The organism is Chryseobacterium sp. PvR013 (assembly GCF_017833095.1).
GTDB lineage: Bacteria > Bacteroidota > Bacteroidia > Flavobacteriales > Weeksellaceae > Chryseobacterium > Chryseobacterium culicis_A.
Genome location: NZ_JAFIBT010000001.1, coordinates 2029191 through 2042547 on the forward strand (window position 1 = coordinate 2029191; position 13357 = coordinate 2042547).

Genomic DNA, 13357 nt, shown 5'->3' on the forward strand with positions numbered 1-13357 from the left:
CGGTTCGCAATGATCGTTGACCACCCCGTCAAAAATTCTTTGAATTTTCGCCACCCCTCCGAGGGAGGGGAATATGAGTACCTTTGATTGAAGTGAATGTTATGAGTTCAGGGTTTTCAGGAGAACGATTTTGTTTCTTCCCAGCTTGAGTTTTCCTTCTTCCTCCAGCTGTTTTAAAAGTCTTGATACCACTACCCTTGCTGTTCCCAACTCATTGGCAAGTTGCTCATGAGTGGTATGAATGGTTTCAGAGCCTGTAAGCTCAGATTTTTTCTGCAACAGATTAAGAAGTCTTTCGTCTACTTTTTTGAAAGCGATGGCATTGATGATATCCAGGAGTTCTTCAAATCTTTTATGATATAATCTGAAAATATAATCCAGCCATTCCGGATGTTCTTTGATGAATAAAGAGACTTTGTCTACGGGGAGAAAAAGGATTTCTGCGTCTTCTTCAATTTCAGCTTTTACGATGCTTTTTTCATTGTGCATCCCGCCCAGAAAAGACATGATACAACTTTCTCCGGCTTTGATATAATACAGTAAAATTTCACGTCCGTCTTCTTCTGTTCTGATCACTTTCAGCATTCCTTTCATCACGATAGGAATAGAACGGATGGAAGCATTTTCATCTAAAATAATATCTCCTTCATGATAATTTTTCGTTGTACCATATTGATACAGTTTTTCTACCAGTTCCGGTGATGAGGAGAATTCTGAAGAAAGTATGGTCTCGTCCTGCATTTTTTATTCTAATTTACACCAATTTCATCAACAAACAACCATGCTTTGGAATCTGCTCCGGGATTTCCGGCCGGAATAATACCTGCATTTTCAATATTTACTTTCAGGTATTTTGCATTCTGTGCTCCTACATTCACTTTGATTTTTCCGCTGGCATTCTGAATTTCTGCTGCCCCTATTTCTTTGATCAGTTTAAAATTCCTGTTATCATCAGAAACAAAAATCTTTGCCGATTTAGCAAGATGAATCCAGCTTCCTTTATTTTCAAGGGTATTGAAATAAAGTTCTGAAAAAGGTGTTTTCTGGCCAAAATCAATTGTTGCCACTACATCTTTTCCCTGAAACCCCAGCCATGTTTTACCCAGTTGTTTTACATTTCCGATAATACCATCTACTAAGGTGAAAGCTCCTCCAAAAGAATAATTTTCGCTTGGCTGTTGTTCAAGAGTTATTTTTTTTCCTGTTGTCTTTGAAATGGTAAATGGTTGTACAGACACAGCACTTTTCAGCTGACCCTCTTCAAAATAAGCTGATTTAATGGTTAAAGAATTAGGAATCTGAACAGCATTCTGATAGGTTTTAGAATTGATGGAAGGATTTGTTCCGTCCAGTGTATATCTGATTCCGTTTGTGTTTTGCGAGGTTGACAATTCGTAGGCAATTCCAGTATTGGAAGGAATTACTTTTCCGGTGATATTATAAATACTTCTGGCATAATTTACCTTCATATCATCCAGAACTTTAAACTGGTTGATCACTCTGTTTTCAAACTCTTTATAATTTTTAGGATCTGATGTTCCCCATCCCACTTCAGAAAGTGCCATTAATCTTGGAAAAATCATGTACTGTACCTGTTTGAAATCTAAAATATATTCTGTCCACAGGTTAGCCTGAACTCCCATAATGTATTTAGCCTGTTCAGCATTCAGTTCGGAAGGAATAGGATTATAAGAATATACTTTTTCTAAAGGAGTAAAACCACCAAAAGCATTAGGTTCAGATTGTGGATCTCCCTGATAGTGATCAAAATAGCAATAGGCTCCGGGTGTCATTACGGCAAAATGTTTTGATTTTGCAGCTTCAATACCTCCGTTCACCCCTGTCCAGCTCATTACCGCAGCATTAGGAGCTAATCCACCTTCTAAAATTTCATCCCAGCCAATAATTTTTCGTCCTTTGCTGTTGACATATTTTTCAATTCGATGAATAAAGTAGCTTTGTAAACCATGTTCATCTTTTAAATTATTTTTCTTAATCAATTCCTGGCAGTGTGTGCATTCTTTCCATCGTGTTTTCGGGCATTCGTCACCACCAATGTGAATGTATTGGGATGGGAATAATTTGATTACCTCATCCAAAACGTTTTCCAGAAAAGTAAAGGTCTCATCTTTCGGACAGAAAACATCATCAAAAACACCCCATTTTGTAGCAGATTCAAAAGGACCTTTGGTACATGCCAGTTCAGGATATGCTGATAAAGCTGCCAATGCATGTCCTGGCATTTCAATTTCCGGGACCACTGTAATATGTCTGTCCTGAGCGTATTTTACCACTTCTTTTATTTGTTCCTGAGTATAAAAATAAGGTCCGTAAGATTTTCCGTCAAACGTATTGTCAACATAAGCCCCAATCATTGATTCTTTACGTTTTGAGCCAATCTGAGTAAGCTTTGGATATTTTTTGATTTCAATTCTCCATCCCTGATCATCTGTCAAATGCCAGTGGAATGTGTTTAATTTATACATCGCCAGATAATCAATGTACTGTTTCACTTCATTTACGGTGAAAAAGTGGCGGCAAACATCCAGGTGCATTCCACGCCAGGCAAATTTTGGCTGGTCTTCAATCTTCATTGCCGGAATTTTCTTACTCTCTTTATATTGTTCGAAAATCTGAACCAGTGTCTGTAGCGCCAGGAAATATCCCTGTTTCGTATAAGATTTTACATGAATTTGGTTGGGAGAAATTTCTATAGAATAATATTCTTTTTTCTGTTCAGCATCAGCTGGAGAAGACGCAGGAATTATAGAACTTGTTAAATGAATACCACCACTCTTTTGAGCATATTGAAATTTTAACTGAGGTTCTATCCGTTTTTTGAAATATTCTGTTTCCTCTTTTGGCAGATCACCACTTAATACCAATGTTTCTGGAAGTATAAATTCTCCCTGTAAAAGTTGAACTTTTTGAGGATAAGGGATTAGATTTAATTTATTCTGGGCTAAAATCACGTTAGAAATCAATACAAAAAACACTAAAAAAGTCCGTATCATTGAATGTGGTTAAGGTTTGAGCTAAGATAATTATTTTTCAAAACTCTTTGAGTCTTTTTAAAAACAAAATTTACCCCTCATTGTTTAGAGGATTACGAAACGGATAATTTACCGTTATTAAAACACAATTATAGAAATTATTCTATTATATCTAGTGCATCATGGTTTGTTTTTTGATAAACCTACACCACTTAAAAAAATTAAAAGGGTTAAATTTGTAAAAAAATACGATGAAAAAAAACATTTTTCTGGCAGCAGCATTATTATTCTCAATGTCAACACAGGCACAAATTTTTGATATCATAAAATCTGCCGTTAAAGATAAAACAGGAGTAGATCTTAATGTTCCGGTAAAAAATACGGGTACTGCAACTTCTCCTAAGACATCCACTACGGTATCCGGTTCCAACAATTCATCTGCAGGCCTTGGAAACCTTACTTCTACCCAGATTTCCTCAGGATTAAAAGAGGCTTTAAGTATGGGAGTAACAGATGGAGTAAAAAAACTGGCCGTAACGGATGGTTTTTTCAAAAATGAAGCTGTAAAGATTTTAATGCCTGAAAAATTAAGAAAGATCGACACCACTTTACGTTCTATAGGAATGGGAAGTCTTGCTGACGAAGGAGTAAAATTACTTAACAGAGCTGCTGAAGATGCCGTAACTGAAGCTGCACCTATTTTTACAAATGCTATTACTTCCATGACGATTACGGATGCCAAAAATATTTTATTAGGCAGTAATAATGCTGCAACAAGCTACCTTCAGGGAAAGACTCAAACTCAGCTTTTCGATGCTTTTCAGCCTAAGGTAAAAGCTTCTTTAGGAAAAGTAGGAGCTGATACGCTTTGGAAAAATCTGATTTCAAAATACAATACTTTTACAGGGCAGGCTGTAACAACGGATCTTAACGAATATGTTACCACAGAAACCATCAACGGAGTATTTAAAATGGTAGCAGATAAAGAGAGCGGAATCAGAAATACCCCTGCAATGAGAACAACAAGTATTCTGCAGAAGGTATTTGGAGCTCAGGATGGGAAATAAATAAGAAGTTAGATATTAGAGGTTAGAAGTTAGTTTGACATGCTAACCGTTAAGATATAAAAGCTGTTTCATGATGAAACAGCTTTTTTTTGATTGTAATTTCTTTTGTCTTGAAATCGAAGATTCGACGTAGTCAAACAAAAGAAACAAAAATTCAAGACTGAGAGGTCTCCGCTAAAAATAAATCCTGTTCTCTAAAAATTCTAAACTTGCGCGAAATCATTATTTCTTAATCAGTTCTGAATTGGTCTCGCGCTTCGCACAGGAGAATTTTCTTAACGTTCACAGAATTTATTTTTTTAACGCTGCGATCTCCTATGTTGCTTTTAGAGGCAGCTAAAGGCAGCTATAGAAAGATTTGTCAGATTTTAAATGATAGTTCCCTATATTGTAAAAAGTTTCGGCCTCACTTTGTGAGGCCGAAACTTTTTATTTATTATCAGATTAGAATTGCATTTCAGGAATTTCTCCTTCAATAATCAGATCTGCCTCTGTAGCTTTGATAATATCTTCTACTGAAACTCCCGGTGCTCTTTCCACCAGTTTAAATCCTGTCGGAGTTACATCCAGAACAGCTAATTCAGTAACCACTTTTTTCACACAGTTTACGCCTGTTAAAGGAAGTGTACATTTTTTAAGGATTTTACTTTCTCCTGCTTTGTTTACGTGCATCATTGCAACGATAATATTTTCTGCAGAAGCTACAAGATCCATTGCTCCTCCCATTCCTTTCACCATTTTTCCAGGAATTTTCCAGTTGGCAATATCTCCGTTTTCTGAAACTTCCATAGCTCCAAGGATGGTAAGATCTACTTTCTGACCACGAATCATCCCGAAACTAAAGGCTGAATCAAAGAATGAACCTCCTTCCAGAATAGTAATGGTCTGTTTTCCGGCATTGATGATATCCGCATCTTCTTCTCCTTCGAAAGGGAAAGGTCCCATCCCCAAAACTCCATTTTCACTCTGGAATTCTACGGAAATACCTTCCGGAACATAGTTGGCAACCAAAGTAGGAATCCCAATTCCCAGGTTTACATAATAACGATCTTTCAGTTCTTTTGAAATTCTTTTGGCAATTTGTTCTTTTGTAAGCATAATAAAAACTTAGACTGCAATTTAATTATTTTCACTTGAATACAAAAGAGCTTTGTTGTGTTCAATAATTAACACTGTTAGTTAAAATAATATCTGTAATTTTGTTCCATTATTTTTTAATAGAATGAAAATACTTTTTAGATATCTTAAACCTTATCAGTGGCTGATCATTATCTCTTTATTCTTAGCTACTGTTAACCAGGTTTTCTCTTTGTTTGCCCCGGCTATCACAGGAAATATCCTTGACCAGCTGGTTACCCATCCTAACTTTTTTGATAAAGAAAAGCTATTGCCCAGAAACCTGAATGAGTATTTGTACGGAAGTTCTGTATATCATGGAGCTTTTTACTTTTTAGGATTACTTATCGGAACGGCAATGGTGAGTAGAATTGCCAAAGCTTTCCAGGATTATGTGGTAAGTGTGATTACCCAAAAGTTTGGCGCAAAAATATTTACCGATGGTTTGAAGCATTCTATGGCGCTTCCTTATCAGGAATTTGAGGATCAGAGAAGTGGTGAAACCCTGTCAATTTTAACAAAAGTAAGAGAAGATACGGTAAAATTCATCACTAATTTCATCAATATTTTCTTCGGAATTCTGGTAAGTATTATTTTCGTTTCCGTGTATGCCATCCGTTTGCACTGGTCAATTATGCCGGTTTATATCTGTGGAATTTTCTTTATTGCCATTGTTACCAATTTACTGAGTAAAAGGATAAAGGTTATTCAGAAAAATATTGTTACAGAAACCACAGCTCTTGCCGGAAGTACTACGGAAAGTTTAAGAAATATTGAAATTGTTAAAAGTTTAGGATTGACTAATCAGGAAGTAATCCGTTTAAACAACAATACTTACAAGATTCTGGGTCTTGAACTGAGAAAAGTGAAAAGCATCCGTTCTTTAAGTTTTATTCAGGGAACGATGGTCAATTTTCTTCAGCAGATGATTACTCTGACGTTATTGTATCTGATTTTTAAAAATATTGTTACACCAGGTCAGTATCTGTCACTGATGTTTTATGGTTTCTTTATTTTCGGCCCCATGCAGGAGATCGGAAATATTATAATTTCTTATCGTGAGGCAGAAGCGTCTCTTCAGAATTTTGACCGTTTGATGAAAAAAGAGGTGGAAGAAAAGCCTCTTCATCCAAAGCAAATTGGTGCTATTGAGGAACTTGAATTTAAGCATGTTTCTTTCAAACATCAGTCTGCCCAATATAAAGCTTTAAATAATATTTCTTTTGATCTCAAAAATGGGGAGACCATTGCTTTTGTAGGACCAAGCGGCTCCGGAAAAAGTACATTGGTGAAATTACTGGTGGGATTGTACAGACCTCAGGAAGGGAATATTTTGTATAACGGAATCAATGGAAAGGAATTTGATTTTGATGAGCTGAGAAATCAGATTGGTTTTGTAACACAGGATACTCAATTATTTGCAGGAACAATCAAGGAAAACCTTCTTTTCGTTAATCCTTCGGCTACTGAAGAGGAACTGGCGATGGCTTTACAGAAATCAAGCTGTACGGCATTGCTGGAAAGAGCAGAAAAAGGAATTGAAACGGTGATTGGTGAAGGCGGTCTGAAGCTGAGTGGCGGTGAAAAACAAAGGATTGCTATTGCCAGAGCTCTTTTAAGAAAACCTCATTTGCTGATTTTTGATGAAGCTACTTCTGCACTGGACAGCATTACTGAAGAAGAAATTACCACTACGATCAAGGATATTTCAAAAGAAAGAGAACAGATTACTGTACTGATCGCCCACCGTTTAAGTACGATCATGCATGCGGATAAAATTTATGTTCTTGAACGCGGACAAGTTGTAGAAACAGGCTCCCACGCCAATCTCATTGCTGAAAAAGGACTTTACTACGCCATGTGGAGACAACAGATCGGAGAAAGAAAAACACTGACTCCTCAAGCATAAAAAAAAGCGCTGAAAATATTTTCAGCGCTTTTTTGTTTTTATGATTCGAGCTTATTCTTTAGTTCTCACTGTTCGTTGCTCAATTCTTTTTTCAAATTTTTCTCCCTGGAAAATTCTCTGAATCATGATTCCCGGAATATGAATTTCATTTGGATCTAATTGTCCTGGTTCTACCAGTTCTTCTACTTCAGCAATGGTAATTTTTGCAGCTCCTGCCATCGGATGGTTGAAGTTTCTTGCCGAACCTTTGAAAATAAGGTTTCCGGCATGGTCTCCTTTCCATGCTTTTACGATAGAAAAGTCTGCCTCGTAAGCGTGCTCCAGGATATGAGGTTTTCCTTTGAATTCCTTCACTTCTTTTCCTTCTGCTACTTCAGTTCCATACCCTGCAGGGGTATAAAAAGCTGGAATTCCTGCCTGAGCAGCTCTGCATTTTTCAGCCAAAGTTCCTTGTGGAGTAAGCTCTACATCCAATTCACCTGAAAGCATCTGTCTTTCAAATTCAGCATTTTCACCTACGTAAGAAGAGATCATTTTCTTAATCTGTCTTTTGTGAAGCAGTAATCCTAATCCGAAATCATCTACTCCCGCATTGTTTGAAATACAAGTCAGATCTTTCACATCACTTTCTACCAAAGCATTGATTGAGTTTTCAGGGATCCCGCAAAGTCCGAATCCGCCAAGCATCAGTGTCATTCCATCCTGAATTCCTTCGATGGCCTCCTTTGCATTTTTTACTCTTTTATCTATCATGAAATATTAGATTTTTCTGTTGGCTAAATTTAATAAATTTTCTTGTATATCCGATGAACGGAAACCCTCCTGAATTTCGTGCTTTTAGAAATATCTTTTTTTTCAACATTTAAAACACTTATAACCAAAATATTACCCTCAAAACCGAACAAGTCTGTTCGGTTTTTGCCTTATTTTTCATCAAATTGATTTATATTTGAAGTCTCAAAAGCCGGAAATACAGTATATTTTATTGCTTTTGGATTTAAATTAAACACAATTTCAATGTAAAAATTATTCTATAGTAAATACTTACTACTTCTTTCCGGTATTTAATTTTCTACAGATACCATCACATTAATCATATATAAAATCAAACCTTAAACAAAAACATGAAAAAATTATTTACCTCAGCATTACTGGCATTGGTACTCAGTGTCAATGTATATGCACAGGAAAAAACTTACTTCGATGAAAACTGGGAAAAAACCACCCAGGAGAACATGGAATATTACCGTGAAACAACTCCTAAAGGAAAATTAACCCTTATCAAAGACTTTTACAAGGACGGAAAACTTCAAATGGAAGGATTGGCTTCTGACACCACTCCCAACAGTGAAATTTTTGATGGAAAAGTAACCTGGTATACCCCTGAAGGAAAAGTATTGAATTTTGCCACGTATTCTAATGGCCTGCAGGTGGGTCCAGCTCAGACTTATGATATAAAAGGCAGACTGACAGAAGATGTGGTATATAAAGCAGACGGAAATTTCTCAGGAAAGATGTTCAGCTATAAAGATGCCGAAGATGGAATGGATTTTAATATTCTGGTTGATTACGAAAACTCAACGCCTGTAAAAACAACCGTTTATGATGATGATATTAAAGGGATCAGAAATGAAACCATCATTGATAAGGACAGCAACACTGAAACAAAATATTACGGTGAAAAAGGAAAATATCTTGGCAGCAGTACTACTTCCGGTTCGGGTGAAAATATGATGGTCGATTATTATTCCAGTCCAATGAGGATTTCTAAGATAGAAAAATACAGAAAGGACGGCAGTGTAAAGGAAAGTGTTATCTATAGCAAAACAGGAAAGATCTTACAGGAGCAGAAAATGAATAAAAAAGATGGCTATAAAACCACTTACGATGAGTCGGGTAAAAAAATAGGCCATCTGGTATACCAATATGATAAGGAAAATGATATTTATACTCCAATGGATGGGGATGACTATCAGCTGGCTTATGAATATTCACAGATTTCCTCTGTTGATACATATGAAAAGGGTTCAATAGTAACAAGTAAATCCTTTGATGAAAACGGAAAATTATCTTCTGAAAAGTTTTTAAAAGATGACATCGCACAGGAAATTAAATATTATTCACCGGATGGAAAGCTGAAATCTACATTAACATACAAAGATGGTATCCCTTATAATGGTACTACTTATGAAGGTTTTAGTAAAACAGTTTATAAGGAAGGTATCATCGTAAATATCAAAAACTTTTTTGAAGGTGATACTACGAAGCTGAGTTTTGAAAAAAAGCTGAACGCTAAACAAACAGGCTATGATGCAACTGTTTATGATACCAAAGGTACTCTTTTATATACATTCGCACAACCGATCAGTGAAGATGGGGAAGATTATTCCTTCACAGCACAAATCACACAGTATGTAAAAGGGAAGCCTGCGAATAAGTCTTCTGTAAAAGCAGGTGTTATTCAAAGTGGAAAAATCAGAATAAAAACATGGGATGGAGCTAAAGAACTTGAACGCAGCGGGAAATGGATCTTGTTAAAACTTTATAATATGGATGGGAAACTCATTCAGGAAACTAAAACACTGGCCGATGCTCAGGATGAAAATGCTTCTGCTGAAAACCAGACACTGATTAGTGAAGATGATCTGCACTATCTGTTTGACTAATTACCACATCTCTATATCAAAATATCAAAGGCGGTTTCAATCTTTTGGAACCGCTTTTTTATTTCTGACCCTCTACTTGAATAAGCAGATTTATTTTTAACTGCCGGATTTATAAATAATAAAAAAAAGAGACTACTATTTCTAGCAGTCTCTACAATTATAATTGTGTTTCGTTTACTTATTACTGAATAATCAGTTTTAAAGTAAATAGTTTTCTTCCGTGTACTTTTACAAAATAAACGCCAGCAGGAAGATTTTCATTCACCAAAGAAAAGCGTTGGTTATTGATATTTTTCGATACATACAGCAGCTCTCCTGAAGCTGAGACCAATTCAATTTTTTCAATCGGGTAATCACTCTTTATGAAAGTAGGCTGTCCCGGTTTGGTTGGGTTTGGATACAGCACTACATTTTTCTCTGTACTTCTGGTTTCTTCAGTTCCTAAAGTGGGTGAAGCCACCTGGAACTGTACTCTGTTGGAAACCTCTGTATAGGAATCATTGGTAAACATTACCATATAATAGTTTCCTGGTGTTGCAGGCACAGCTGTTCCCTGGATTGTTTTTGTTCCCTGTGTTACTCCATCAAAATAAGTATAAGAAACAAAGTTGTCATCCGGTGTCTGAACACTTTGCGGATAAATTCCTAACCAGTCTTTGATGATTCCCGGAGAATCTGTCCATGAAGCAGTGATATTTTCTCCTAAAGTATACACTGGTTTATTGATCCATAGATCAGTAACAATATCTCCTACTTTAAAAAATACCTTCTCCCCGATTCCGTTATATCCGTCTTCCAGTAAATATTGTGCATAATAATATCCTTTCGGAAGTCCTGTAAAATTCAAAGTTCCTGCTGCAGTGGTTACATAGCTCCATTTAATGGCAGCTGTAGTTCCCGGAGTCTGCCCCATTTTATAAATTCCGATCCAGTCTTTCTGTAAATTAGGTCCATTTGTAAAATTGATGACAACTGTTCCTCCTACAGGATAAGTATCAGCAGTAGCCTGAAGCTGTACTTTCGGTCCTACATAGAAATTTTTTCTTGCAGTGATTTCTGTATACCCTCCATTGGCGAAGAATCCTGCAAAATACTGACCTTTATTAGCTAAACCATTGTTGAAAGTAACGGTTCCTGCAGTCTGTCCATTCGTATAAATATATCCTTGTGAAGTGGTAGAAGCCGGAGTTTGCCCTTTTTTATAAATTCCTACCCAATCCTGTTGGTTACCAAGGCCACCGGTATAAGTAGCCGTAATAGATTCATTTTGAGCATATTCTGTTTTGTTTAACGTAAAAGTAGGATTTGAAACTACACTTCCTGTAATTTCGAACTGCTTCACATCACTCCAGTCGCTCCACTCAAGGTTTCTGTCTCTGTAACGGGTTTTCACATAATAGATACCGTTTGGAATAGAGTTCGCAGCTAATGTTGCTTTTGTGATATCTACTCCGTCATTCAGGTTTTTGGTTTTATCCGGAGTTCCGTTTCCGTCTTTTCCGAACCAGTTTTCAAAATCACGGTAGAACTCTTTTTCAATCACAGAAAAATTCGAGGTTTTACTGATCAGGAACTGTGTGGTGTTTAACAGTTCTCCGTTTGAAGATGAGAATGCACTTCCATTCAATGTCAATGGTAAAGTAGTAGTACCCGTGAAATTGTTTGTAATGGATGGTTTTGCCGGTTTAGGCTGGTTTTTATATCTATGGAAAGAATCTACCAGTACATTGTTCTTCTTATTGTATACTCCACCGATAGAATAACATTCTATATCTACCTTTCCTGTCGGAATATCTACTTCCACGATCTGGTATGTCCAGTCTGTTAATGTTTTCTGAACATCATCAAAATCCTGCTCATTAGACATTCCCCAATATTGATCCCAGGCTGTTCCCCCTGAAATAATCTGATAATTTGGTGTATTTTTAAGCTGACCTCTGTGATATAAATGATGGTGAGCTCCTACATGCATTAAATATTTATCAGAAGTTACCAGAAGTGGTACTGCATTATCTCTTACCCATGTAGAAATATCTCCCACATATTGCTCAGCCTGGTAAGGTCTGTGGCTCAAAGAAATAATCCAGTCTACTGTAGAATCATTGTTTGCTGCCGTTAAGATTTGCTGAAGCCATGTCTGCTGAGCTGATCCTGTATGCTCAGAACTTAAACTCACAAACAAAACGTTACCAGCCTGCTGGGCATAATAATTTTCATTTCCTGAGCTTATCCCTTTATAACTAATTTCATCGATATAAAAGTGAGCATAATAAGAGTTCATTCCTAAAGAACCGTACGTCTCATGGTTTCCTACCGTGGTCTGAATAGGAAGGTAAGGTGATAATTTGATATTCTTTTTAAAGTGAACATTTTCATAGTGATCCAATGTCCCTACGTCTACCTGATCACCCACCATAAAAGTAAGCGCAATATTATCAGAAGGATCTGAACTAGCTCCAAACTTTTCTTTTAATTTCTTATAAGCATTCAAAGTAAGCGTGTCGTACCTGGGTTCTGCTTTAATCTGGTTATCTCCCATGATAAGGAAGCGTATCTTTCCATTGGTCGTTACCGCCTGCCCTGGCAAAGGAAGTGTTCTGAAATTGTAAACAGCAGACTCACTGGTTCCCGTTTTTATCTTATAATAGTATTTAGTATTCGGCTGAAGATTGGTGATCTTTGCCGTGTGGTAATAGTAATTGTTGTTGTATCCCGTATCTGAAAAGATATTGGTAGTTCCTGTTACCGTTACATTCAGATTTGCCGGAGAATCTCCGTAGATCACTGTTGTTTCATTATTGGAGGCTGTTTTCCAATTGACGATCATAGAATTCGGAGTCGGGTTTTGTAAATAAGGAAACAAAACCTGCCCGAAAGCCATCTGGACCGCGAAACAAAAAAAGAAGAAATAATGTTTCATAATAGCTTTAGTTTTAAAATTAACATATAGTTTTAAGTTGTGAATCAGGAATTTAAAAAATCACTGTTCGGATTTTTTACTTCGGGCAAAAGTAGAATTCCCATATAAACTCTGTCTGATGGTACTTTAAAGAAACCGTTAACTTTTTAGCAAAACCGGAACGAAAAAATTATAGTTTTTAGCACATCAAATATTTGGCGTATTCAAAAACTATTTTGTACATTTGCAACCTGTTATTCAACCTCTGACGAAGAACGTGTAAGTTGCTTAGCTTTAACATTTTATTTTATTAATAATGGATTTATTAAAGTACGTACAAGACAAGTACATTGCGAAAAAAGAATTCCCTGAATTCAAAGCAGGTGATACAATTACTGTGTATTACGAAATTAAAGAAGGACAAAAGACAAGAACTCAGTTCTTCAAAGGAACAGTTATCCAATTAAGAGGTACTGGTTCTACAAAAACTTTCACTATCAGAAAAATGAGTGGTGATGTAGGTGTAGAAAGAGTATTCCCTATTAACATGCCTGCACTTCAAAAAATCGAAGTTGATAGAAGAGGTAGAGTTAGAAGAGCTAGAATTTACTACTTCAGAGACCTTAGAGGTAAAAAAGCAAGAATCAAAGACGCTGCTTACAAGAAGAAATAATTCAGACAACAATACATACAAAAAGAGGCTGTTT

General features: G+C 36.4%; 9 protein-coding genes. 4 read left to right on the plus strand and 5 right to left on the minus strand.

Going from position 1 to position 13357, the window contains the following annotated elements:
- Positions 1–99: 99 nt before the first annotated feature.
- Together JOE44_RS09010 and JOE44_RS09015 are read right to left on the minus strand one after the other, a co-directional pair.
- A complete protein-coding gene (locus JOE44_RS09010) occupies positions 100–741 on the minus strand; it encodes a Crp/Fnr family transcriptional regulator (protein ID WP_209785290.1) in 642 nt (213 codons plus the stop codon).
- A gap of 8 nt (positions 742–749) precedes the next feature.
- Positions 750–3014 carry a family 20 glycosylhydrolase gene (locus tag JOE44_RS09015; RefSeq protein WP_209785291.1) on the minus strand — a complete coding sequence of 755 codons (2265 nt, stop codon included), beginning with the start codon at positions 3012–3014 and terminating at the stop codon, positions 750–752.
- Between the two features lie 230 nt (positions 3015–3244).
- On the opposite strand from JOE44_RS09015, the gene JOE44_RS09020 reads away from it, so the two are divergent.
- Positions 3245–4060: a DUF4197 domain-containing protein gene (locus JOE44_RS09020; protein ID WP_209785292.1), complete on the plus strand. Its 816-nt coding sequence runs from the start codon at positions 3245–3247 to the stop codon at positions 4058–4060.
- A 444-nt stretch (positions 4061–4504) separates the two neighbouring features.
- On the opposite strand, the gene JOE44_RS09025 is transcribed toward JOE44_RS09020, so the two are convergent.
- Positions 4505–5158 carry a CoA transferase subunit B gene (locus JOE44_RS09025; protein ID WP_209785293.1) on the minus strand — a complete coding sequence of 218 codons (654 nt, stop codon included), beginning with the start codon at positions 5156–5158 and terminating at the stop codon, positions 4505–4507.
- 124 nt (positions 5159–5282) lie between these two features.
- On the opposite strand from JOE44_RS09025, the gene JOE44_RS09030 reads away from it, so the two are divergent.
- Positions 5283–7085, plus strand: a complete 1803-nt coding sequence (locus tag JOE44_RS09030; RefSeq protein ID WP_209785294.1) for an ABC transporter ATP-binding protein — start codon at positions 5283–5285, stop codon at positions 7083–7085.
- A gap of 51 nt (positions 7086–7136) precedes the next feature.
- On the opposite strand, the gene JOE44_RS09035 is transcribed toward JOE44_RS09030, so the two are convergent.
- On the minus strand, positions 7137–7838 hold the full coding sequence (locus tag JOE44_RS09035) for a CoA transferase subunit A (RefSeq protein ID WP_105683707.1): 702 nt from the start codon (positions 7836–7838) through the stop codon (positions 7137–7139).
- A gap of 371 nt (positions 7839–8209) precedes the next feature.
- Between JOE44_RS09035 and JOE44_RS09040 the strand changes: the two genes are divergently transcribed.
- Complete coding sequence (locus tag JOE44_RS09040; protein ID WP_209785295.1) at positions 8210–9751, plus strand: membrane-binding protein; 1542 nt, start codon at positions 8210–8212, stop codon at positions 9749–9751.
- 181 nt (positions 9752–9932) lie between these two features.
- On the opposite strand, the gene JOE44_RS09045 is transcribed toward JOE44_RS09040, so the two are convergent.
- Positions 9933–12671 (minus strand): fibronectin type III domain-containing protein, encoded by a 2739-nt coding sequence (locus JOE44_RS09045; protein ID WP_209785296.1) that lies wholly within the window; start codon positions 12669–12671, stop codon positions 9933–9935.
- A 295-nt stretch (positions 12672–12966) separates the two neighbouring features.
- Between JOE44_RS09045 and rplS the strand changes: the two genes are divergently transcribed.
- The gene (rplS, locus tag JOE44_RS09050; protein WP_002980648.1) at positions 12967–13323 is read left to right on the plus strand and encodes a 50S ribosomal protein L19; all 357 of its coding nucleotides are present in this window, start codon (positions 12967–12969) and stop codon (positions 13321–13323) included.
- Positions 13324–13357: the final 34 nt, after the last annotated feature.